Source organism: Acidovorax sp. LjRoot194 (genome assembly GCF_964253015.1).
In the GTDB taxonomy this organism is placed as follows: Bacteria; Pseudomonadota; Gammaproteobacteria; order Burkholderiales; family Burkholderiaceae_C; genus Acidovorax.
The window spans coordinates 4780962-4802321 of record NZ_CAXUQB020000001.1 but is presented as its reverse complement, the minus strand read 5'-3'; the positions used below and the strand labels follow the sequence as shown (position 1 = coordinate 4802321).

Annotated in this window: 20 protein-coding genes; 15 read left to right on the top strand and 5 right to left on the bottom strand. The window is 66.0% G+C overall.

Translation table 11 applies throughout. The features are described 5' to 3' along the window. The first annotated feature begins 89 nt into the window (after positions 1-89). The 3 genes from ACSQ3N_RS21785 (at position 90) to ACSQ3N_RS21775 (ending at position 4409) form a co-directional block, all read left to right on the top strand. On the top strand, positions 90-2543 hold the full coding sequence (locus tag ACSQ3N_RS21785; protein WP_436147427.1) for a protein kinase domain-containing protein: 2454 nt from the start codon (positions 90-92) through the stop codon (positions 2541-2543). Positions 2544-2681: 138 nt separating this feature from the next. Then, positions 2682-3869 carry a rod shape-determining protein RodA gene (rodA, locus tag ACSQ3N_RS21780; protein ID WP_056167372.1) on the top strand — a complete coding sequence of 396 codons (1188 nt, stop codon included), beginning with the start codon at positions 2682-2684 and terminating at the stop codon, positions 3867-3869. A 75-nt stretch (positions 3870-3944) separates the two neighbouring features. Further along, positions 3945-4409: a hypothetical protein gene (locus tag ACSQ3N_RS21775; RefSeq protein WP_436147426.1), complete on the top strand. Its 465-nt coding sequence runs from the start codon at positions 3945-3947 to the stop codon at positions 4407-4409. Between the two features lie 51 nt (positions 4410-4460). Here ACSQ3N_RS21775 and ACSQ3N_RS21770 read toward each other — a convergent pair whose 3' ends face one another. Beyond that, positions 4461-5201: a hypothetical protein gene (locus ACSQ3N_RS21770; protein WP_436147425.1), complete on the bottom strand. Its 741-nt coding sequence runs from the start codon at positions 5199-5201 to the stop codon at positions 4461-4463. Between the two features lie 349 nt (positions 5202-5550). Between ACSQ3N_RS21770 and ACSQ3N_RS21765 the strand changes: the two genes are divergently transcribed. The 3 genes from ACSQ3N_RS21765 to ACSQ3N_RS21755 all read left to right on the top strand — a co-directional run bounded on the left by ACSQ3N_RS21765 (position 5551) and on the right by ACSQ3N_RS21755 (position 8242). Further along, the gene (locus ACSQ3N_RS21765; RefSeq protein WP_436147424.1) at positions 5551-5889 is read left to right on the top strand and encodes a YegP family protein; all 339 of its coding nucleotides are present in this window, start codon (positions 5551-5553) and stop codon (positions 5887-5889) included. 128 nt (positions 5890-6017) lie between these two features. After that, complete coding sequence (tldD, locus tag ACSQ3N_RS21760) at positions 6018-7502, top strand: metalloprotease TldD (RefSeq protein ID WP_436147423.1); 1485 nt, start codon at positions 6018-6020, stop codon at positions 7500-7502. Between the two features lie 200 nt (positions 7503-7702). Continuing rightward, positions 7703-8242, top strand: coding sequence for a hypothetical protein (locus ACSQ3N_RS21755; RefSeq protein WP_436147422.1), 540 nt, complete (start codon positions 7703-7705; stop codon positions 8240-8242). 181 nt (positions 8243-8423) lie between these two features. Here the strand turns inward: ACSQ3N_RS21755 and ACSQ3N_RS21750 are convergent, their stop codons facing one another. Continuing rightward, positions 8424-8597, bottom strand: a complete 174-nt coding sequence (locus tag ACSQ3N_RS21750) for a hypothetical protein (RefSeq protein ID WP_436147421.1) — start codon at positions 8595-8597, stop codon at positions 8424-8426. Between ACSQ3N_RS21750 and ACSQ3N_RS21745 the strand changes: the two genes are divergently transcribed. Both ACSQ3N_RS21745 and ACSQ3N_RS21740 read left to right on the top strand, forming a co-directional pair. Beyond that, positions 8596-9717: a 3-deoxy-7-phosphoheptulonate synthase gene (locus ACSQ3N_RS21745; RefSeq protein WP_436147420.1), complete on the top strand. Its 1122-nt coding sequence runs from the start codon at positions 8596-8598 to the stop codon at positions 9715-9717. The genes ACSQ3N_RS21750 and ACSQ3N_RS21745 overlap by 2 nt on opposite strands. A 118-nt stretch (positions 9718-9835) precedes the next feature. Further along, on the top strand, positions 9836-10147 hold the full coding sequence (locus tag ACSQ3N_RS21740) for a hypothetical protein (protein WP_436147419.1): 312 nt from the start codon (positions 9836-9838) through the stop codon (positions 10145-10147). 144 nt (positions 10148-10291) lie between these two features. Here ACSQ3N_RS21740 and mpl read toward each other — a convergent pair whose 3' ends face one another. Continuing rightward, a complete protein-coding gene (gene mpl, locus ACSQ3N_RS21735) occupies positions 10292-11719 on the bottom strand; it encodes a UDP-N-acetylmuramate:L-alanyl-gamma-D-glutamyl-meso-diaminopimelate ligase (protein WP_436147418.1) in 1428 nt (475 codons plus the stop codon). A 341-nt stretch (positions 11720-12060) separates the two neighbouring features. Between mpl and ACSQ3N_RS21730 the strand changes: the two genes are divergently transcribed. The 7 genes from ACSQ3N_RS21730 (at position 12061) to ACSQ3N_RS21700 (ending at position 19096) form a co-directional block, all read left to right on the top strand. Then, the gene (locus tag ACSQ3N_RS21730) at positions 12061-12660 is read left to right on the top strand and encodes a hypothetical protein (protein ID WP_056167400.1); all 600 of its coding nucleotides are present in this window, start codon (positions 12061-12063) and stop codon (positions 12658-12660) included. Beyond that, positions 12657-13238 (top strand): TlpA family protein disulfide reductase, encoded by a 582-nt coding sequence (locus ACSQ3N_RS21725; RefSeq protein ID WP_056167402.1) that lies wholly within the window; start codon positions 12657-12659, stop codon positions 13236-13238. Before ACSQ3N_RS21730 ends, ACSQ3N_RS21725 begins: the two co-directional genes overlap by 4 nt. Before the next feature lie 148 nt (positions 13239-13386). After that, positions 13387-13839 carry an acetyl-CoA carboxylase biotin carboxyl carrier protein gene (accB, locus tag ACSQ3N_RS21720; RefSeq protein WP_056167405.1) on the top strand — a complete coding sequence of 151 codons (453 nt, stop codon included), beginning with the start codon at positions 13387-13389 and terminating at the stop codon, positions 13837-13839. Between the two features lie 7 nt (positions 13840-13846). Next, the gene (gene accC / locus ACSQ3N_RS21715; RefSeq protein WP_010466452.1) at positions 13847-15196 is read left to right on the top strand and encodes an acetyl-CoA carboxylase biotin carboxylase subunit; all 1350 of its coding nucleotides are present in this window, start codon (positions 13847-13849) and stop codon (positions 15194-15196) included. A 214-nt stretch (positions 15197-15410) separates the two neighbouring features. After that, positions 15411-16313, top strand: a complete 903-nt coding sequence (gene prmA, locus ACSQ3N_RS21710) for a 50S ribosomal protein L11 methyltransferase (RefSeq protein ID WP_056167408.1) — start codon at positions 15411-15413, stop codon at positions 16311-16313. Positions 16314-16366: 53 nt separating this feature from the next. Continuing rightward, positions 16367-18148, top strand: a complete 1782-nt coding sequence (locus tag ACSQ3N_RS21705; RefSeq protein WP_082516902.1) for a zinc-ribbon and DUF3426 domain-containing protein — start codon at positions 16367-16369, stop codon at positions 18146-18148. A gap of 51 nt (positions 18149-18199) precedes the next feature. Further along, the gene (locus ACSQ3N_RS21700) at positions 18200-19096 is read left to right on the top strand and encodes a carbohydrate kinase family protein (protein WP_436147417.1); all 897 of its coding nucleotides are present in this window, start codon (positions 18200-18202) and stop codon (positions 19094-19096) included. Positions 19097-19328: 232 nt separating this feature from the next. Here the strand turns inward: ACSQ3N_RS21700 and ACSQ3N_RS21695 are convergent, their stop codons facing one another. Both ACSQ3N_RS21695 and ACSQ3N_RS21690 read right to left on the bottom strand, forming a co-directional pair. After that, positions 19329-19925 carry a histone gene (locus ACSQ3N_RS21695; RefSeq protein WP_436147416.1) on the bottom strand — a complete coding sequence of 199 codons (597 nt, stop codon included), beginning with the start codon at positions 19923-19925 and terminating at the stop codon, positions 19329-19331. Positions 19926-20109: 184 nt separating this feature from the next. After that, positions 20110-21309: a ribonucleotide-diphosphate reductase subunit beta gene (locus tag ACSQ3N_RS21690; RefSeq protein WP_056167414.1), complete on the bottom strand. Its 1200-nt coding sequence runs from the start codon at positions 21307-21309 to the stop codon at positions 20110-20112. Between the last annotated feature and the right edge of the window lie 51 nt (positions 21310-21360).

Below are 21360 nucleotides of genomic sequence, written 5' to 3'. Positions count from 1 at the left end.
GGGAATCACTGCTCCAAAAATGGACAGGCGGGGCATAAGATGCACGGCATGGGCGCCGTGTCGAAGGGCCCGCTGCATTGATCCCCACCATGACTGATTTTGCCCCGCTTTCCACCGCCAAACGCTGGGCCCTGGGATCCAACAACGAGAAGCCGCCTGCGTCGGTGGGTCGGTTCGAGCTCAAGAAGATGCTCGGCCGCGGCGCCCAGGCCACCGTCTGGCTGGCGCTGGACCCGCGCCTGCAGCGCGAAGTGGCCATCAAGCTCATGCGCCCGGTGCAGGAAGAGGACGCGTCCGTGCTGGAGCAGTGGCTGCGCGAGGCGCGGCATGTGGGGCGCCTGGCCCACCCCTTCATCGTGCCGGTGTTCGAAGCCGACGTGCAGGGCCGCCAGCCCTATATCGTGTTCGAGTACGTGCCGGGCAAGACCCTGGCCGAGCACCTGGCGCAGCAGGGCCGCTGCACGCCACACGACGCGGTGGCGCTGATGGTGGATGTGCTCGATGGCCTGCAGGCAGCGCATCAGGCCGGCATCGTGCACCGGGACTTGAAACCGTCCAACATCATGATTGACACCCAGCGCCACGCGCGGGTGATGGACTTTGGCATGGCCGCCCCGGTCCAGGCCGAGCAGGATGCGCAACTGGCCAGCGGCACGCCCGCCTACCTGTCGCCCGAGGCGGCGGCTGGCGCGGCGCCAGCGCCCGCCATGGACGTGTATTCCGCGGCGCTGGTGCTGGTGGAGATGCTCACCGGCCAGCCGCTGATCCACCAGAAGGACACCTGGCAGGCGCTTTACCGCATCGCCAACGAAACCCTGCAGCTGCCGCAGGATCTGGGCCCGGGCGTGGACGACGGCCTGCGGGCCATCCTGCAGCGCGCCATGGCACGCCAGCCCGGCGAGCGCTTTGGCTCGGCGGCGGATTTTCGCGATGCGCTCCGCACTTGGGCGGCGCCAGCCAGCGCGTCCAGCGCCGCAAGCAACGCCACGCTCGATTTCCTCCTGCGGCGCATGCGCCACAAGAGCGACTTCCCGGCGCTGTCCGATTCGGTAGCCCGCATCCAGCGCGTGGCCAATTCGGAGGACGACAGCATCAGCGACCTGACGCACGAAATCTTGAAGGACGTGGCGCTGACCAACAAGCTGCTGCGCCTGGTCAACAGCGTGCACTACGCCCACGCCGCGCGCGGCACCATCAGCACCGTGTCGCGGGCGGTGAGCCTGGTGGGCTTCAACGCCGTGCGCAACATGGCGCTCAGCCTGGTGCTGCTGGACCACATGCAGGACAAGGCCCACGCCAGCCAGATGCGCGAGGAGTTCCTGCGCGCGATGATGGCGGGCTCGGTGGCCGCCGAACTCTGCGAGCCCGGCCAGGCCGCCGAAGAAGCGTTCATCGGCGCCATGTTCCAGAACCTGGGCCGCATGCTGTGCGAGTTCTACTTCCCCGAAGAAGCGCGCCAGATCCGCAGCATGGTGGCCTCAGGCCGCATCGAAGGCGGCGAAGAGTCCGCGGCGCTGCAGGTGCTGGGCCTGGGGCTGGAAGACCTGGGCGTAGGCGTGGCCCGCGTCTGGGCGCTGCCCGACAGTCTGCAGCGCTGCATGCGCAAACCGCTGGGATCGCCCATGCAGCGAGCGCCGGAGCAGGGCGTGGAGCGGCTGCGCTGGGTGGCCCTGGCGGCCAACGAGGTCGCCAACACGCTGCTGCTGAGCGAGCCGGGTCAGGCGGATGCGCACCTGGGCCAGGTCGGCGCGCGGTATTCGCGCACGCTGGCGCTGTCGGCCCAGGACATCGCCGACGCCACCGTGCGCGCCCGCCACAAGCTGGTGGCGCTGGCCCAGGCACTGGACCTGCGGGTGGACCCCGGCACGCCGGCCGCGCGGCTGCTGAAGCTGCCCCCGGCAGCCGGCGCCGCAGCCAGTGCGGCGGCCGTGCAGGACGATGCGCTGAAGACGCACGAACTGCGCGAGAGCGAAACCCAGCCGCTGCCCGCGGTGCTGGAGTCGCAGGCCCGCAGCGCGGTGTCGGTGGCCCAGATCAACGAGGTGCTGGCCGCCGGCATCCAGGACATCACCAATGCCATGGTGGAGAGCTTTCAGCTCAACGACGTGCTGCGCATGATCCTGGAGACCATGTTCCGGGCGCTCGGGTTTCGCCGCATGGTGTTTTGCCTGCGCGAGGCGCGCACCGACATGCTGACCGGCCGCTTCGGCCTGGGCGAGGGCAGTGAGGCGGCTGTGCGCGCTCTGAAAGTCCCGCTCAAGGTGCCCGGCGACCTGTTCGCGGCGGTGTGCCTGCGGGGCGCGGACACGCTCATCAACGATGCCACCGAGCCCCGCATGCAGGCCCGGCTGCCGGCCTGGTACCGCAGCGGGCTCGATGCTCCCTCGTTCCTGCTGCTGCCCCTGCAGATCAAAGGGCAGACCTTTGCGCTCATCTATGCCGACCAGTCCACGCCCGGCGGCATCGTGGTGGACGACAAGGCCCTGGGCCTGCTGCGCACCCTGCGCAACCAGGCGGTGATGGCCTTTAGGCAGGCGGGTTGAGGGGGCTTGGAGCGGCTGGCAAAACGCTTCGGGCGTCGTTGCCGCGTCTGGTCGTAGCACTTGTATTGCCTGCGACGCGGCGCCTGGCCAGAACCGCTGTGCCCGCTGCGGCCATTGGGGGTCGCCGATAATCGGGGGATGTCCGCCGTTTTTGACAAACCCACGCTCGCGCAGCGTTTCATGCCCCTGTTCCGTGGGTTCGACCTGCCGCTGCTGCTGGTAGTGATGCTGCTGGCCGGTGCGGGGCTGGTGGCCATGTACTCATCGGGCTATGACCATGGCACGCGCTTCATGGACCATGGCCGCAACATGCTGATCGCGGGCGCCATCCTGTTCATGGTGGCCCAGGTGCCGCCGCAAAAGCTCATGGTGTTTGCGGTGCCGCTGTATGCCGCCGGGGTGGCGCTCTTGGTGGCGGTGGCGCTGTTCGGCATCACCAAGAAGGGGGCCCAGCGCTGGGTGAATGTGGGCATCGTCATCCAGCCCAGCGAGATTTTGAAGATCGCCATGCCGCTGATGCTGGCCTGGTGGTTTCAAAAACGCGAGGGTACCCTGCGCCCGCTCGACTTTGCGGCGGCAGGGCTGCTGCTGCTCATCCCGGTGGGGCTCATCATGAAGCAGCCCGACCTGGGCACATCGCTGCTGGTGCTGGCCGCCGGGCTGTCGGTGATCTTTTTTGCCGGGCTGTCCTGGAAGCTGGTGCTGCCGCCGGTGCTCATTGCCGGGGTGGGCATCTTCACCCTGGTGCTGCTGGGCGACCAGCTGTGCGCCGACGGCGTGCGCTGGGTGGTGCTGCACGACTACCAGCAGCAGCGCGTGTGCACGCTGCTTGACCCCACGCGCGACCCGCTGGGCAAGGGCTTTCACATCATCCAGGGCATGATCGCCATCGGCTCGGGCGGGGTGTGGGGCAAAGGCTTCATGGCCGGCACGCAGACGCACCTGGAGTTCATCCCCGAGCGCACCACCGACTTCATCTTCGCGGCTTTTTCCGAGGAGTTTGGCCTGGCGGGCAACCTGTTCCTGACCGTGTGCTTCCTGCTGCTGGTCTGGCGCGGCCTGGCCATCGCGGTGGGCGCCACCAGCCTCTTCGGGCGTCTGATGGCGGGCGCGGTGTCGATGATCTTCTTCACCTATGCGTTCGTGAACATGGGCATGGTCAGCGGTATCCTGCCCGTGGTGGGCGTGCCGCTGCCTTTCATCAGCTACGGCGGCACCGCCATGGTGACCCTGGGCATGGCACTGGGCATCCTGATGTCTGTGGCGCGGGCGCAGCGGCAGGACCCGAAGGATGCGCGGCCTGCGCTGCTGGGGGCGTCTGGTTAGGTCTCCGCAGTGGCAGGTGAGCCACGTTCACCCATTAGCAGGCCATGCCCAGTAGCCCCGGGGCTAGACTGTGCAATGCAAAAAATTCCGTTCAGCGCCAAGGCTGCGATTCGTTGGCTGGCCTTGGCCGTCGTGTGCTTCGGCATTGCCACTGTCGGCAAGACGGTGATTTTGTATCAGCTCACGCGCTGGGGGCGGCTGGTCTGCCCGGAGGGCTGGTGGCGCTCATCGCCTGGAATCTGTGCCTTTCCACCCGTATCCATTTCCATCTGGTCGCTGAGCTACGCTGCAGTGTCGACGCTGCTCCTGTGCGCTGCCGTGGTGCTCGCCCCCGCGCACAAGCTGAGAGTGTGTGCAACGCTCCTGATGGCGTTGGTGTGTTGGCAAGCCAGTGTGCTCATCTTCAATGCCTTCTCCTGGGTGGCTCTTGGCTCGCTCTGCGCGGCCCTTGGCATCGCGACGTGCTTCAGTCTTGGCGCCTTGGCCTTGCACAACACCCGTTCCGGCGACAAAGCCCTGCCCATCCGCACCCGCGTATAAGGCGCCACCCGTATGACTAGGTGGCACTGCAATCGCCCGGCGCGGTTTAGTTCACCAGGGGCGACCCACCACGAAGCGCACCGGTTGCCGCACGGTCTTCATGCCGTCGTACAGCTCCGCCTGCAGTTCGCCCTTGGCCAGCGGTGCATCGAACTTCCATGTCTGGCTGTAGTCCGCGTTCGTGCGCTGCCAGCCGCCGCGCTCGGCCTTGATCATCTGTCCGGACGGCAGCTTGAGAGACAGTGTCTTGATCCGCAGGAGCGTGTCGTTGCCCTGGAAGTGCACGCTGGTGCCCTCGACCTTGAACTGCAGGATGGCGACGCTGCCCAGCTTGAGCGGACCAGGGCGTTGGGGGTCCAGCGCCTGGGCGGCCTTGCTGGTGCCGTTGGCCACGCTCAAGGGCAGGGTGCCCTCGAAGATCAGGCCGCTCACCGGTTTGTCGGGCAAGCGGTTGATGACCAGATTGAAGCTGCGCGTGCGGCCATCCGCAGAGAACTTGGCGAACCCGCTCATCTCGGCATTGCCGAACGCCTGGCTGCTCTTGTCGGGAAAGACTGCGGTCACGTTCACATCGCCCTTGTCGGGGAAGCCGCCCGACGCTTCGACAAACTGGAGTGAGCGGCTCGTGGCGACGGCGTGGACCTCCACCTTTTCTTGCGATGGGGACGCGCCAAACGCCGTGAGGTTCTTGTCACGGCCCGGCGGGGCTTCGATGAAGGTGACGCCCGTCACTTTCAGATCAACGTCTTCGCGGGCATGCAGGACAGGGCTGAAGGCGGCAAAGGCTGCCATCAGGGGGAGGGCAAAGGCTGGAAAGTGGCGCATCGGTAGGGGTGCTGTGGGGGAGAAAGGAAATCCTGTCGGGGCGAGAATTTTCTCTCACAGTTCGATGGTTCGGGAGGGCTGGTTTGGCTCCTGGCAACCGGCAGTCGTCGCGCAAGGGTTGGCGGCAAGGCGCAGCGGCTGCGGGCCATGGGGGAGCCCGCGCAGTGCGGGATGCGCGCGTGCGTCTGGCTGCCTTGCAGTACATCCCGACCCGACCAGGGGTCTCTGCCCCGGCGTTGCATGTGCTGCGGCAAGCGGGTACAACGCGGCTGGCGGTCCCAGCATTCCTTGGCCTGTGCAACCGGAGGGCATCCCCATGGCGGCGAAGTTCGAGCTGAAGAAGTCGAAAAACGACAAGTTTGTGTTCAACCTGCTGGCCACCAACGGCCAGGTCATCCTGACCAGCGAGCTGTACGACTCCCGGGCCAGCGCGCTCGGCGGCATCGAATCCGTGCGCAAGCATGCACCGCTGGGCGGCCGGTTCGGACGCCTGAGCGCCAGGGACGGTTCGCCCTACTTCACGCTCAAGGCCGGTAACGGTCAGGTCATCGGGCAAAGCCAGATGTACGCCGGGGCCAAGGCGCGGGATGCTGGCATCGAGTCCGTGCAGGCCCACGCGCCCGAAGCGGGCGTGGACGACCAGACGGCGGCCTGACGGGTGGGTGCGCGGGCGGTCGTCCTGGACCGTCCTCCGCCGCCTTTCCCGGGCCGTGTTGCCATGGCCGCGCAGGGGCATCCGCGGCGGCGCTCTGCAGGGCGGGGCGCCGCGCCTAAAATGCCTGGATGACCTTCCGCACCCCCACTGCCGCCCCCCAGCGCGCGGCGACCAGCCAGCGCATCGATGTTGCCCGTGAACTGCTGCTGACCCCGTTCGGTCTCGATGAAAGCCACCTCGCCCGTGCCCTGGCCGAGATCCGCGCCCACCAGGTGGACGACGCAGACCTGTATTTCCAGTACACCCGCAGCGAGGGCTGGAGCCTGGAGGAGGGCATCGTCAAGACCGGCTCGTTCAGCATCGACCAGGGTGTGGGCGTGCGGGCCGTCAGCGGGGAGAAGACGGCGTTTGCGTATTCGGACGACATCTCCGAGGCGTCGCTGCTGGATGCAGCGCGCACCGTGCGGTCGATTTCGGCTGCATCGCGCTCTGGTAAAGCGCGGGTAGCTCCTAAAAAGGTAGCGGCAGGCCGCAGCCTGTACCCGGGCGTGGACCCGATCGCATCGCTCGACAGCACCGCCAAGGTGGCGTTGCTGGAACGGCTGGAGCAGCGCGCCCGCGCCAAGGACCCGCGCGTGGCCCAGGTCATGGCGGGCTTGGCCAGCGAATACGACGTGGTGCTGGTGGCCCGCGCTGATGGCACCCTGGCGGCCGATGTGCGCCCGCTGGTGCGCCTGTCGGTGACGGTGATCGCCGAACAGAACGGCCGCCGCGAGGTAGGCTCTGCCGGCGGTGGCGGGCGCTTCGGCCTGGCGTACTTCGACGACGAGCAGATGAACCAGTACGTGGACGAGGCCGTCAACGCGGCGCTGGTCAACCTGGAATCGCGCCCCGCGCCCGCTGGCGAGATGACCGTGGTGCTCGGCCCCGGCTGGCCCGGCATCCTGCTGCACGAAGCCATCGGCCACGGCTTGGAAGGCGACTTCAACCGCAAAGGCTCGAGCGCGTTCAGCGGCCGCGTGGGCCAGCGCGTGGCGGCCAAGGGCGTCACGGTGCTGGACGACGGCACCATCGCCGACCGCCGCGGTTCGCTCAACGTGGACGACGAAGGCAACCCCAGCCAGCGCAACGTGCTGATCGAGGACGGCATCCTCAAGGGCTACATCCAGGATTCGCTCAACGCCCGCCTGATGGGCGTGGCGCCCACCGGCAACGGCCGCCGCGAGAGCTATGCGCACATCCCCATGCCGCGCATGACCAATACCTACATGCTGGGTGGCGACAAGGACCCCGCCGAGATCGTCGCCAGCATCAAGAAGGGGCTGTACGCCACCAACTTCGGTGGTGGGCAGGTGGACATTACCTCGGGCAAGTTCGTGTTCTCGGCCAGCGAAGCCTACTGGGTCGAGAACGGCAAGATCCTGTACCCCGTGAAGGGCGCCACCATCGTCGGCAGCGGCCCGGAGTCGCTCAAGAAGGTCACGATGATCGGCAACGACATGCGCCTGGACAGCGGCGTGGGCACCTGCGGCAAGGAAGGCCAGAGCGTCCCGGTGGGTGTGGGCCAGCCCACGCTGCGCCTGGAAGGCCTGACTGTCGGCGGCACGGCCTGAAGCCTGAGGCCTGACCTGGGCTTCCGGGCTGAGCCATCAGCACCGCCCAGGCTGTGGGCTGATCGGAACTGATCAGAACCAATCAAAACTGAGCGCAACGGATCGGCAGCACAACGCTGCGGTGTTGCAAGCGCCACCATTGGTGGGTGCGGGACGCATTAATTGCGCGGGCCCCTCTTGTGGCAGCGCAAAATATCGCCATGCCCGCCACGCTCCCGAGCCAGCAGTTGACCCTTCAGTCGTTTGGCGACATCAGCCGCTTTCTGCGCGAGGGGGTGGCCGATGAGGAGTCCCGCCAGCTGCGCGACAGCCTGGGCGCACTGTCGAGCCAGATCGACGAGGCCGTGCGCACCCGGCGCACCAGCAGCGACACGTCGGCCATCATGCAGCGCGTGGTGAGCCTGGCGCAGTGCGCGCGCGAACACCAGCTGTTCCTGACCGGCCTGGGGTCGGCCTGGCATGCCTTGTACGAGTTCGGCGCCTACCAGCGGGCCCTGCGCGAGCTGCGCAATGCCATCGCCCACTGGCAGCAGATGCTGGAGCGCCGCAGCGCCAAGGAAGGTGCGGGGTTCGACCATTTCGAACTGCTGGCCTGGCGCACTTTGGGAGAGGCGCTCCTGCTCATCGACATGTACGAGCACCACAGCGATCCGCCCAGCGATTTGTCCGATGTCGAGCGGCGGGGCAAAGTGCCTGCGCTGCAGCGCGTGCGGGAGTGGTTTCGCCGGTGGCGGCGCTGAACAGGCCTGCCCTTGCAGGCACTCCCCACCAACCCGCTGAAGCCGCGCTGAAAACGTGTGCCGCGCGCCCTCTGGCGCGGGTTCTGGCGCACCGCCCTGTTGTGCGGCTGCAACGCACACCGCTTGCTGCACTGCCGCACTCCTGTGCTACATTGCCTTCCATGCAAGTTCGCAGCGCGTTTTATTTTTGGTTTTTTATCTCAGTCCCCGGCGGATGAGAGGCTAACGCGCAAGCACACACAACCTCCCCATACCAACCGCCGACGCTGCAAAGCCCGGCGGTTTTTGTTTTTTCAGCCCCCTGTTTTTTCCCTTTCTTCACCCAACCAACGACTCCACGAGGAAGCAGCACCATGACGGTCTCCACCACCCCCACCAGCGATGCCTGGTACCGCAGCGTCGAGAAAACCAGCCAGACCGACGACGAACGTATCAAGGACATCACCGTGTTGCCTCCTCCAGAACACCTGATCCGCTTTTTCCCCATCAGCGGCACGCCGGTGGAATCGCTGATCACCCAGACCCGCAAGAACATCCACAACATCATGGCCGGCGAGGACGACCGCCTGCTGGTCATCATCGGGCCGTGCTCCATCCACGACCCGGCCGCCGCGCTCGAATACGCCCGCCGCCTGAAGGTGGCGCGCGAGCAGTACAAGGACACGCTGGAGATCGTGATGCGCGTGTACTTCGAGAAGCCCCGCACCACGGTGGGCTGGAAGGGCCTGATCAACGACCCCTACCTGGATGAAACCTACCGCATCGACGAAGGCCTGCGCATCGCGCGCCAGTTGCTGATCGACATCAACCGCCTGGGCATGCCGGCGGGCAGCGAGTTCCTGGACGTGATCTCGCCCCAGTACATCGGCGATTTGATCAGCTGGGGCGCCATCGGCGCGCGCACCACAGAAAGCCAGGTGCACCGCGAACTGGCATCGGGCCTGTCTGCGCCCATCGGCTTCAAAAACGGCACGGACGGCAACATCCGCATCGCCACCGATGCCATCCAGTCTGCAAGCCGCGGCCACCACTTCCTGTCGGTGCACAAGAACGGCCAGGTCGCCATCGTCAACACCAACGGCAACAAGGACTGCCACGTCATCCTGCGCGGCGGCAAGGCCCCCAACTACGACGCCGAGAGTGTGGCCGCCGCCTGCAAGGATTTGGAGGCCGCCAAGCTGCCCGCCACCCTGATGGTGGACTGCAGCCATGCCAACAGCAGCAAGCAGCACCAAAAGCAGATGGACGTTGCGCGCGACGTGGCCGGCCAGATCGCGGGCGGCTCGCGCAGCGTTTTCGGACTGATGATCGAAAGCCACCTCACGGCCGGCGCGCAGAAGTTCACGCCCGGCAAGGACGATGCGGCAGCACTGACCTACGGGCTGAGCATCACCGACGCCTGCCTGGGCTGGGATGATTCCCTGCAATCGCTGGCCGAACTGTCGAACGCTGTGGTTGCGCGCCGCGCGCGTTGATCGAAGCTGCAAGGGCAAGGGGCAGGCCGCGGGCCGTGGCCCTAAACTGATGGCCGTGGGGCCGGTGCACGGGCACTAGCCCCCCACGGCCCCGGTTTCAGAAGAAAGGCAACCCACCATGCACAGCGAAGTCTCCGTCCGTCTGGCCGGCAACCAGGAATTCCGTTTTGACCTGAAGAGCGCCGAGCCCATGGGCCACGAGGCCGGCCGGCGCTGGCTGGATGAGCAGTTCACCGTGCTCGATTGCGAGCCACTGCGCGCGAGCGGCAAGGTGCTGCTGGCCGACAAGGTGCTGACCGTGGCGCGCGCCGCAGGCGAGAAGCTGCTGGCCGACCCGGCCTGGCTGCAGGACTTTGCGCGGGCAGCTACCGCTGCGCTGGCCAAGCCGGTGGTGCGCGTGGACGTGCCCGCGATGGCCGTGACGTTCTGATGCCGGGCTGCCACCCCGCGGCGGGGTGTGCCTTGATCTGCAAGGCGGCCGGTGTGTGGTCAACGCATCGCACGCCTGGAGTGTGTTGAGGCGAGGATTTAGCAGTAAAAACCGCTCTACCGCTCGTCCAACAAGCGCTAGCAGCTATTTATTTTGTAGCGCCTGCAACATCTTGGCGTGGATACCGCCGAACCCCCCGTTGCTCATGCACACGATGTGATCGCCCGGCCTTGCGGCTTCGGCAACCTGCTGCACCAGGGTGTCGATGTCTGCGGCCGTCTGGGCGCGCTGCCCTGGGCCCACGCCCAGCGGCGCCAGGGCTTGTGCAGCGTCCCAGTCCAGCCCTGCGGTGTGGCAGAACGCCAGATCGGCCGGCTCCAGAGACCACGGTAGCTGCGCCTTCATGGCGCCCAGCTTCATGGTGTTGCTGCGCGGCTCGAACACCGCCAGGATGCGGGCATCGGTGCCGCCGATGCTGCGGCGCAGACCGTCCAGCGTGGTGCGGATGGCCGTCGGGTGGTGCGCGAAGTCGTCATACACCGCGATGCCGCGCACGGTGCCGCGCAGCTCCATGCGCCGCTTGACGTTCTGGAACGCGCCCAGCGCCAGCGCCGCCTGCTGCGGGCCCACGCCCACATGGTGCGCCGCGGCGATGGCGGCCAGCGCGTTGAGCTGGTTGTGCACGCCGGTCAGGCCCCACTCCACGCGCGCGACCTTCTGGCCCCGGTGCAAGACGTCGAACGCATGGGGCGCTCCGTCGGCGGAGAAATCGCTCACCGCCTCGCCGAAGCTGCTCACCTCGCTCCAGCAGCCCTTGTGCAGCACACGCACCAGGCTTTCTTCCAGCCCGTTGACCACCACGCGGCCCGACGGCGGCACGGTGCGCACGAGGTGGTGGAACTGCCGCTCGATCGCGGGCAGGTCGTCAAAGATGTCCGCGTGGTCGAACTCCAGGTTGTTCAGCACCGCGGTGCGGGGGCGGTAGTGCACGAACTTGCTGCGCTTGTCGAAAAAGGCGGTGTCGTACTCGTCCGCCTCGATGACGAAGAGCGGGGCCTCGCCCAGCGCCGCGTTGCCCGGGGCAGGGCGCCGGGCAGCGCCCAGACGGGCCGACAGGCCGAAGTTGAGCGGCACGCCGCCGATCAGGAACCCGGGCTGCTGGCCTGCGCTGTCCAGAATCCACGCCAGCATCGACGTGGTGGTGGTCTTGCCATGCGTGCCGGCCACAGCCAGCACGTGCCGACCCTGCAGCACGTGCTCGGCCAGCCACTGCGGCCCGCTGGTGTAGGGCAGGCCGGCCTCCAGGATGGCTTCCATCAGCGGAAATTTCGCCGTTCCGTCCGGCAAGCGGGCACGGCTGACCACATTGCCTACCACGAACATGTCCGGCTTCAGGGCCAACTGGTCGGCGCCGAACCCTTCGATGAGGTCGATGCCCAGCGCGCGGAGCTGGTCGCTCATGGGCGGGTAGACGCCTGCGTCGCAGCCGGTGACCTTGTGGCCCGCCTCGCGCGCCAGCGCAGCAAGGCCGCCCATGAACGTGCCGCAGATGCCCAGTATGTGTATATGCATGGGCGCAGATTCTAAGAGCGTGCCCAGGGTGCCCTGGCAGTGGCGGCGTGCATGGGCATGTGGTGGGCGCGACCTGGCTGCAGCAGGCGCAGGCGTCGGGCCAGTGCAGAGGCGGGCGGCAATGGCGCCGGGATGGCATGGGCGTTGACCCGACGCTGCGCAGGGTGCATATGTGAAGTGAAAATTGCCCCTGCCGCTCATGTGTATTGCGCTGAAAGCTATAAAAATAGGAGCATCTGCCGGGAATGCGCCCCATCCCGCCACGTCCAAGGGTCAACCCTCACCCCGGGCGGCACTTGGAGCCACAATGCAGTGGTGTCCTTCTTCCATCCTTGCCTGCCATGCACACACCTCTGAGCGAAGAAATCGCACACACCACGGCCCGGCTGGTGGTGGAAGAAGGCCTGGAGTGGGGGCCGGCCAAGCGCCGGGCGCTGCGCCAGATGGGCTTGCCCGCCCGGACGCCGCTGCCGGATAACGACCTCGTCGAGGCGGCAGTGCGCGAGTACATCGACCTCTTTTGCGCCGACACCCAGCCGCGCGAGTTGTTGGCGCTGCGGCAGCTGGCGCTGGTGTGGATGGAGCGCATGGCGACGTTTCGCCCGCACCTGGCCGGGGCCGTCTGGCACGGCACGGCCACGCGGCTGTCGGATATCTACATTCAATTGTTCTGCGATGACTCGAAATCTGCAGAAATAGCGCTCATCGACCACCATGTGGACTACGAGCCGCGCACGGTGACCGGGTTTCATGGCGAGTCCGTGGAGGCCCTGAGCCTGGGCAGCAAGTCGCCTGAGCTCAACGAAATGATCGGGGTGCACCTCATGGTCTACGACCTGGACGACATGCGCGGCGCGCTGCGGCCCGACTCCAAAGGCCGTGTGCCGCGTGGCGACATCGCTGCGGTGCGCCGGCTTCTGCAGGAAAATGCCGCTCCATGAACGCACCGCAATCGCCAGATTCCCCTTTGCCGGCAGCCGCGGCACACCTCCCGTCGCCCGCGCGCCGGCGCATGTTGTATGCGGGCGTGGCGGGCGCTGCAGCACTCGGTGGCGCGGGCCTGGCCTGGTGGAAGTTCCAGCCGCACGCCATCGACAGCGGCGCCGAGCAGGCGCTGTGGACGCAGGAATTCGAGCGGCCCGAGGGTGGAACGCTGGCTTTGCAGTCCTTGGCAGGCAAGCCTCTTCTGCTGAACTTCTGGGCCACGTGGTGCCCGCCGTGCGTGGAAGAGCTTCCCATGCTCAATGCGTTTTACCGTGAACAGGCCGCCAATGGATGGCAAGTGCTGGGTTTGGCGATCGATCAACCCTCTGCGGTACGCAAGTTTTTGGCACGCATTCCGCTGGAGTTTCCGGTCGGGCTGGCGGGCCTGGGCGGGACGGAGCTCGGCCGTTCGTTGGGTAACCTTACGGGGGGCTTGCCCTTCACCGTGGTGCTGGGTAGCAACGGGCGGGTGCTGCACCGTAAAATGGGGCAAGTCACACCGCAGGATCTGCAGCTCTGGTCCGCGCTGCGCTGAACTTTTTGGCTGATATCCATGCCGCCGGGGAGGGTAGGTACTGCAAATTGTCAGCAGAAGTTCATGAAAAATAACTGTGGAAGACGGTGATAGGGTGAAATTGGAGTAAATTCGCGCCCTATTCAGTTTTATAGCCGTTGGAGCTTCCATGGATCTGCGAAAACTCAAAACCCTCATCGATCTCGTGTCCGAGTCGAACGTGTCCGAACTCGAAATCACTGAGGCCGAGGGCAAAGTCCGCATCGTCAAGAGCGGTGGCGCGGTCGTTCAGCAATACGTGCCGGCCCCTGTGCAAGCCCCCGCCCCTGCACCTGCCGCAGCCGCTGTGGGCGAGCTGCCCGCCCCGACCGCCGCAGCAGCGCCTGCGGGCCACATCGTCAAGTCCCCCATGGTGGGCACGTTCTACCGCTCGTCCAGCCCGGGCGCCAAGGCCTTTGTCGAAGTAGGCAGCCAGGTCAAGGAAGGCGAGACCATCTGCATCATCGAGGCCATGAAGATCCTGAACGAGATCGAGGCCGACAAGTCGGGCACGGTCACCCGCATCCTGGGCGAAAACGGCCAGGCCGTGGAATACGGACAGCCGCTGTTCGTGATCGAATAAGGCGCTCATGTTCAAGAAGATTCTTGTTGCCAATCGCGGCGAAATTGCCCTGCGAATCCAGCGCGCCTGCCATGAGCTGGGCGTGAAGGCGGTGATGGTCTACTCCGAGGCCGACCGCGACGCCAAGTACGTCAAGCTGGCGGAAGAAGCGGTGTGCATCGGCCCCGCCCCGTCCCCGCTGTCCTACCTCAACATGCCGGCCATCATCTCGGCCGCCGAGGTGACCGACGCCGAAGCCATCCACCCCGGTTACGGCTTCCTGTCCGAGAACGCCGACTTTGCCGAGCGCGTGGAAAAGAGCGGGTTCCAGTTCATCGGCCCCACGCCGGACAACATTCGCACGATGGGCGACAAGGTCTCGGCCAAGCAGGCCATGATCCGCGCCGGCGTGCCCTGCGTGCCGGGGTCCGAAGGCGAGCTGCCCGATGACCCGGTGCAGATCCGCCGCATTGCCAAGGCCGTGGGCTACCCCGTGATCATCAAGGCCGCCGGCGGTGGCGGCGGCCGCGGCATGCGCGTGGTGCACACCGAAGCCGCCCTGGTCAATGCCGTGCAGATGACCAAGGCCGAAGCGGGTGCCGCGTTCGGCAATCCTGCGGTGTACATGGAGAAGTTCCTCCAGAACCCGCGCCACATCGAGATCCAGATCCTGGCCGACAAGCACCGCAACGCGGTGTACCTCGGCGAGCGCGACTGCTCCATGCAGCGCCGCCACCAGAAGGTGATCGAAGAGGCTCCGGCCCCGGGCATTCCCCGCAAGCTGATCGAAAAGATCGGCGAGCGCTGCGTGGCCGCCTGCAAGAAGATCGGTTACCGCGGTGCGGGCACGTTCGAGTTCCTGTACGAGAACGGCGAGTTCTACTTCATCGAGATGAACACGCGCGTGCAGGTGGAGCACCCGGTGACCGAGTGGATCACGGGCGTGGACATCGTGAAGACGCAGATCATGGTCGCCGCGGGCGAGAAGCTGCCGTTCACCCAGCGCCAGATCGAGATCCGCGGCCATGCCATCGAGTGCCGGATCAACGCGGAAGATCCCTACAAGTTCGTCCCATCCCCCGGACGCATCACCACCTGGCATCCGCCGGGCGGCCCGGGCGTGCGGGTGGATTCGCATGCGTACACCAACTACTTCGTGCCGCCCAACTACGACTCGATGATCGGCAAGATCATCGTGCACGGCGATACGCGCGAGCAGGCCCTGGCCCGCATGCGCACGGCGCTGAACGAGACGGTGATCGAAGGCATCAACACCAACGTGCCGCTGCACCGCGAGCTGATGGTGGACGCCAAGTTCATGGCCGGCGGCACCAACATCCACTACCTGGAAGAGTGGCTGTCGCAGCACAAGCGCTAGGCAGGCGGGGTACAACCCGCTGAGTCGCGTTGCGCCTTCCCCTTCTCTCGAACTACTGCGCAGGTTGGGAAGGGGGACACCTCCAGCTGGCAAGTTCTGTGCGCTGTTCAAGAGCCATGGTTTGTGCCGGGCTGTTGCTGGCGCGGCAATGGTTGGTTTACATGCTGGCCTCTGGCAACGGGGGCCGGCATTTCATTTTTTCTGAGAGTCGCCCATGTTTGAGCTCAGCCTGATGTGCCCGGAAGACAGTATCGAAGCGGTCAGCGACGCGCTGGACGCGCTGGATGCGCTGTCGGTATCGGTGGAAGACGCCGACGCGCAGACCGATGCCGAGCAGGCGCTGTTCGGCGAGCCCGGCATGCCCCCGCCCAAGGACGGATGGCAGCGCAGCCGGGTGGTGGCACTCTTCCAGACCGAGACTGGAGCCCATGAGGCGCGGGATCTGTTGGCCGTACAGGACTTCTTCGAAGGCTGCCAAGTGCTGGGTGTCGCCAAGGTCGAAGAGCAGGACTGGGTGCGGCTCACGCAGTCGCAGTTCGCGCCGGTGGACATCACGCCCGATTTCTGGATCGTGCCCACCTGGCATGAGCTGCCCGCCGAGGCCAAGCGCAGCATCCGCCTGGACCCCGGCCTGGCCTTTGGCACCGGCACCCACCCCACCACACGCATGTGCCTGCGCTGGATCGCGCGCCACGGCGCCACCGACGCGGCCCAGGGCAACCCGCTGGGGCGTGTGCTCGACTACGGCTGCGGCTCCGGCATCCTGGCCATCGGCGCCGCCAAATTCGGGGCTACCGACATCGACGCGGTCGACATCGATCCCGCTGCCGTGGAGTCCACCGCCCTGAATGCGGCCGCCAACGAAGTGGTGTTGCACGCAGGCTTGCCGGACAAGGCGAAGGGCCAGTACCAGACGGTGCTGGCGAACATCCTGGCCACCCCCCTGCGCGTGTTGGCCCCTTTGCTGTGCGGGCACGTGGCCGTCGGTGGCCACCTGGTGCTGGCTGGCATCCTGGCGCGGCAGAGTGAGGAGCTCAAGGAGGCGTATGCCCCATGGGTTCAGCTGGAGGTGTCGGACACCGAGGACGGCTGGATCCTGATGACGGCCCGGCGCTGAGCTTGCCGCTTGCCCGTGGTGGGCCGGTACCGCGCCCCTACAATCGCCCGCAGATGAGCCAGATCACCCGTTGCCCGTCCTGCGCCACCTCGTTCAAGGTGGTGGCAGACCAATTGCGCATTTCGGAAGGATGGGTGCGCTGCGGCCAGTGCAAAGAAGTGTTCGATGCGGCAGCCCACCTGCTGCCCGCGCCGCCCCCGCCGCTGCTGCCCGATGTCTCCCTGACGGATGTGCGTCCGCCCCCGGCCCCGGTGGTGCGCAAGCCGGACACAGGGCGCGCGTGGGCCGGCACGGCTCCTGTAGCGCCACTGCCTACCGCTCCCGCTCCCTCCGTGACAGTGCCGGCGGCGCCGTTGTATGCGGCGCAGGATTTTTCGTTGTTCCCGGCGGATCCTTTGGACGATGCGCATGCGGTCGTAGGCGTAGGCTTGGGTGTGGATGCCGGTGCTGCTCTGGCCTCCGCCGATGCGCCCGACGTACCCGACATAACCGATACACCTGAATTTCCTGCTGTCCCCGAGATGCCGGAGCAAGTGCTTGCGGTGCCAGAAGCGGCCGTCCCGGCATTTCTGGCGGCAGGTAGCACCACTGGCCAGCGACAAGGCGAAGATCTTCAGCTTGAGCCTCTCACGCCATTTGGCTGGCGCACCCGCCAAGGCGCAGCCACCCAGAAGGCCGCGGGGTCTGCAACCGAAGCGCACGCTCTGCCTGCACCTGCCGTGCCGGCAGACCCCATGCCGTCAGCGGCCCGCATCGATGTGGCGTCGGCGTCGCTCCCTGCAGCAGTGGTCATCGGGGCCAGATCCACACCTGTCGGGGCCAGTGAGGCGGCGATTTCACCAGTGCCCCTGGTGCCTGCCGTACCCTTGCCCGCGGGCTACGAGCTGCCCTTTGCAGATCTTCGCGACGACGAAGATCCGCTCGACATGCCGTCGTTCGAGTCGACGGTGCCTGCCGAGCTGACGCCCCTGGGTTACCCGGCGCTCGAGTTGCCCATCAGGCCTGTGACGGCGCCGCCCGCGCCCGTCGCGCCACCGCGGCTTGCGCCCAGCCCCGAGCCGCACTCTGATGACGTCTTGGCAGTCCCACCATCGTCATCGTCCGCAGCAGCTGTGCAGGTGCAGCACGCTGCACAGGGTTTGCCGTCGGTGGAGTTTGATGCGCCACCTCTGCAACCTGTGCCGCCAAGCCCCGCAGGGCTGGCGTTGGTGGAGGACGATTCCCCCGCTGCGGTGCTACAGGCCAAGCCCCGCAAGGCACCTCGGGCGGAAGCGGACGATGATGATCACGACGCAGAACCGCATGCCGAACCGCATGAAGAAGAGGTGAGCTTTGTTGTGGCCGCACGCCGCAAGGCGTTCTGGCGCAGGCCCGCCGTGCGGGCTGTGCTGGTCGTGGTCGTGCTGCTGGCCACACTGGCGCTGGCATTGCAGGTGGCCGTGCAGGAGCGCGACCGCATTGCGGCGTTGGATGCACGGGCGCGGCCATGGCTGACCAGGCTGTGTGTGCCGCTGCAGTGCGACATTGCGCCACAACGCCAGATCGCTGATGTGGTCATCGACAGCTCTTCCTTCAACAAGGCGCGGGGCGACAGCTACCAGCTCACCCTGGCCATGAAGAGCAAGGCCAGCATTGCGCTGGCGATGCCGGCGGTGGAGTTGACGCTGACCGATGCGCAAGACCAGCCGGTGTTGCGGCGGGTACTGCTGCCTGCCGACATGGGGGCGCCGTCCGAGTTGCCCGCCCGTGGCGAGTGGTCGACCGCGGTGTCGGTGGTCGTGACCACCGGCGGGGCACGTGTGGCCGGATACCGGCTGCTGGCGTTCTACCCCTGAGCCGCCCGAGCAGTCTCTTCTCCCTTTCTTTTTCCAACCTACATCACCGATATGGCTGCCCTTATTTGCGGTTCCCTGGCGTTCGACACCATCATGACCTTCGAGGGCCGGTTTGCCGAGCAGATACTGCCGGACCAGCTGCACATCCTGAACGTGTCCTTCCTGGTCCCGTCGCTGCGCCGCGACTTCGGCGGTTGCGCTGGCAACATCGCCTACAGCCTGAAACTGCTGGGTGGCGAGCCCGTGCCCATGGCCATGCTCGGCAGCGATGGCGCAGAGTATCTGCAGCGCCTGGAAACGCTGGGCATCAGCCAGCGCCATGTGGGCCAGGTGCAGGACACCTACACGGCGCAGGCGATGATCATGACCGACCGTGACAACAACCAGATCACGGCCTTCCACCCCGGCGCCATGATGCAGGCGCATGCCAACCGCATCGAGCCGGATGCAGCGGTGAAGGTGGGCATCATCTCGCCCGACGGCCGCGACGCGATGCTGCAGCATGCGGCCCAGTTCGTGGCGGCGGGCATTCCGTTCGTCTTCGATCCCGGCCAGGGCCTGCCCATGTTCAACGGCGAGGAGCTCACGCGCTTCGTCGAGCAGGCCACGTGGGTCACGGTGAACGACTACGAAGGCAAGATGCTGTGCGACCGCACGGGCCTGTCTCTGGACGCACTCTCGCGCAAGGTGCAGGGGCTGGTGGTGACCCTCGGTGCCGAGGGGTGCGACGTGTGGGTCGACGGTGCCAAGACCCATGTTCCCGCGGTGGCTCCGGCGCAGGTGGTCGACCCCACGGGCTGTGGCGACGCCTGGCGCGGTGCGCTGCTGTTCGGCCTGGAAAAGGGCTGGCCACTTGTGCGCTGTGCGGAGCTGGGCAACCGTGTGGGCGCGCTCAAGATCGCGCAGCGCGGCCCGCAAAACTACACGCTCGACTTCACGCCGCAGTGATGCGGTGATGCAGCAGTGATGCAGGGTGGCCTGTCGCTGATCGATCTGCGCTGATCGATGCTGCGGCGGCCGGCCCTGCGCTTGGCCTTGCGCGGTGCGTGGGCTGGGCATGCTTAATTGCGCAAGCTCTGGACCGCACTAGGCCCAGCGCGTTGCCGATCTTCTCGCCCTGCGTTCAGGCATAAAAAAACCCGGTGCACAGGCACCGGGTCGAGGGCGACGTGCGCCAGTATCAGGGCTTGTTGCCCGTAGGAAATGGCCAGGCTGCCTGAGGGTTCAGCGTGGTCTGTGCAGCAGGCGCTGCGGCCGCAGGGGCAGGGGCCTTGGGGGCTTTCTTGGCGGGCGAAGCCTTCTTGGCAGCAGGAGCTGCCTTCTTGGCGGCGGGTGCTGCCTTCTTCGCTGCCGTTGCCTTCTTGGCCGGTGCAGCCTTCTTCGCTGCTACTGCCTTCTTGGCGGGAGCGGCCTTCTTCGCTGGCGCTGCTGCCTTCTTGGCAGGAGCGGCCTTCTTCGCTGCTACTGCCTTTTTGGCGGGAGCGGCCTTCTTTGCTGGCGCTGCCTTCTTGGCCGGTGCAGCCTTCTTCGCTGCTACTGCCTTCTTGGCGGGAGCGGCCTTCTTCGCTGGCGCTGCTGCCTTCTTGGCAGGAGCGGCCTTCTTCGCTGCTACTGCCTTTTTGGCGGGAGCGGCCTTCTTGGCCGGTGCTGCTGCCTTCTTGGCGGGCGCAGCCTTCTTGGCCGGTGCTGCCTTCTTTGCTGCTACTGCCTTCTTGGCAGGAGCGGCCTTCTTCGCGGGGGCTGCCTTCTTAGCAGCGGTCTTTTTCGCAGTTGCCATCATGTTCTCCTTGGGTCAATTTGCAAAGAGCACTTCCTGTCTTCAATGGACAAGAAGCGATCCATGGAGATGGAGGTCGACCCCATCCCCATGAACACGGGAACGCTCCACACGGCAAGGCTCTCGGGCGCTGTCGGTGTGGTGCGTGGTGTAGATATCCATGGTGGTGCAATGCTAAAAAGTGCTAGTCCCAGGACAGCGCACCACCAGACTGGTATTCAATAACCCGGGTCTCGAAGAAGTTGCGTTCCTTCTTGAGGTCGATCATCTCGCTCATCCACGGGAACGGGTTTTCTTCATTGGGGAACAGCGTCTCCAGGCCGATCTGCGTGGCGCGGCGGTTGGCGATGTAGCGCAGGTAGCCCTTGAACATCGACGCATTCATGCCCAGCACGCCACGCGGCATGGTGTCTTCGGCGTAGCGGTATTCCAGCTCGACGGCCTTCATGAACAGCGCGTTGATCTCGGCCTTGAACTCGGCGGTCCACAGGTGCGGGTTCTCCAGCTTGAGCTGGTTGATCAGGTCGATGCCGAAGTTGCAGTGCATCGACTCGTCGCGCAGGATGTACTGGTACTGCTCTGCAGCGCCGGTCATCTTGTTCTGGCGGCCCAGCGCCAGGATCTGCGTGAAGCCGACGTAGAAGAACAGGCCTTCCATCAGGCAGGCGAACACGATCAGCGACTTGAGCAGCGTCTGGTCGGTTTCGAACGTACCGGTGTGGAAGTTGGGGTCCATGATCGCTTCGATGAAGGGGATCAGGAACTGGTCCTTGTCGCGGATCGAAGGTACTTCGAGGTAGGCGTTGAAGATCTCGCCTTCATCGAGGCCGAGCGACTCCACGATGTACTGGTAGGCGTGGGTGTGGATGGCTTCCTCGAACGCCTGGCGCAGCAGGAACTGGCGGCACTCGGGGGCAGTGATGTGGCGGTACGTGCCCAGCACGATGTTGTTGGCAGCCAGCGAGTCGGCAGTCACGAAGAAGCCGAGGTTGCGCTTGATGATGCGGCGCTCGTCTTCGGTCAGGCCGTTGGGGTCCTTCCACAACGCGATGTCGCGCGTCATGTTCACTTCTTGCGGCATCCAGTGGTTGGCGCAGGTGGCGAGGTACTTTTCCCACGCCCACTTGTACTTGAACGGGACCAGCTGGTTGACGTCGGTCTGGCCGTTGATGATGCGCTTGTCGGCGGCATTCACGCGGCGGTGCGTGGCGGCTGCTGCAGGAGTTGCCTGGGGTGCTGCGGATGCGGTCATCGAAGCGTGGACGTCCTGCAGTGAGGGGGTCTGGAAAGACACGGGCGGCTGCTCCGCCGGGTGGCTCTTGTTCAGTCCACCGTCCAGTTGATTTTGCGATGAGGGCTTGACTTCTTCGTCCCAGGACAACATAGATTTTCCAGTGTTCGGATTATGAAAGCAGTGCTGCAAAAAGGAAAGCAC

Bases quoted from the DNA above. Each gene is read 5' to 3' on its own strand.
- ACSQ3N_RS21785 (WP_436147427.1), top strand. From the start codon at position 90: ATGACTGATTTTGCCCCGCTTTCCACCGCCAAACGCTGGGCCCTGGGA.
- rodA (WP_056167372.1), top strand. From the start codon at position 2,682: ATGTCCGCCGTTTTTGACAAACCCACGCTCGCGCAGCGTTTCATGCCC.
- ACSQ3N_RS21775 (WP_436147426.1), top strand. From the start codon at position 3,945: ATGCAAAAAATTCCGTTCAGCGCCAAGGCTGCGATTCGTTGGCTGGCC.
- ACSQ3N_RS21770 (WP_436147425.1), bottom strand. From the start codon at position 5,201: ATGGCAGCCTTTGCCGCCTTCAGCCCTGTCCTGCATGCCCGCGAAGAC.
- ACSQ3N_RS21765 (WP_436147424.1), top strand. From the start codon at position 5,551: ATGGCGGCGAAGTTCGAGCTGAAGAAGTCGAAAAACGACAAGTTTGTG.
- tldD (WP_436147423.1), top strand. From the start codon at position 6,018: ATGACCTTCCGCACCCCCACTGCCGCCCCCCAGCGCGCGGCGACCAGC.
- ACSQ3N_RS21755 (WP_436147422.1), top strand. From the start codon at position 7,703: ATGCCCGCCACGCTCCCGAGCCAGCAGTTGACCCTTCAGTCGTTTGGC.
- ACSQ3N_RS21745 (WP_436147420.1), top strand. From the start codon at position 8,596: ATGACGGTCTCCACCACCCCCACCAGCGATGCCTGGTACCGCAGCGTC.
- ACSQ3N_RS21750 (WP_436147421.1), bottom strand. From the start codon at position 8,597: ATGGTGCTGCTTCCTCGTGGAGTCGTTGGTTGGGTGAAGAAAGGGAAA.
- ACSQ3N_RS21740 (WP_436147419.1), top strand. From the start codon at position 9,836: ATGCACAGCGAAGTCTCCGTCCGTCTGGCCGGCAACCAGGAATTCCGT.
- mpl (WP_436147418.1), bottom strand. From the start codon at position 11,719: ATGCATATACACATACTGGGCATCTGCGGCACGTTCATGGGCGGCCTT.
- ACSQ3N_RS21730 (WP_056167400.1), top strand. From the start codon at position 12,061: ATGCACACACCTCTGAGCGAAGAAATCGCACACACCACGGCCCGGCTG.
- ACSQ3N_RS21725 (WP_056167402.1), top strand. From the start codon at position 12,657: ATGAACGCACCGCAATCGCCAGATTCCCCTTTGCCGGCAGCCGCGGCA.
- accB (WP_056167405.1), top strand. From the start codon at position 13,387: ATGGATCTGCGAAAACTCAAAACCCTCATCGATCTCGTGTCCGAGTCG.
- accC (WP_010466452.1), top strand. From the start codon at position 13,847: ATGTTCAAGAAGATTCTTGTTGCCAATCGCGGCGAAATTGCCCTGCGA.
- prmA (WP_056167408.1), top strand. From the start codon at position 15,411: ATGTTTGAGCTCAGCCTGATGTGCCCGGAAGACAGTATCGAAGCGGTC.
- ACSQ3N_RS21705 (WP_082516902.1), top strand. From the start codon at position 16,367: ATGAGCCAGATCACCCGTTGCCCGTCCTGCGCCACCTCGTTCAAGGTG.
- ACSQ3N_RS21700 (WP_436147417.1), top strand. From the start codon at position 18,200: ATGGCTGCCCTTATTTGCGGTTCCCTGGCGTTCGACACCATCATGACC.
- ACSQ3N_RS21695 (WP_436147416.1), bottom strand. From the start codon at position 19,925: ATGGCAACTGCGAAAAAGACCGCTGCTAAGAAGGCAGCCCCCGCGAAG.
- ACSQ3N_RS21690 (WP_056167414.1), bottom strand. From the start codon at position 21,309: ATGTTGTCCTGGGACGAAGAAGTCAAGCCCTCATCGCAAAATCAACTG.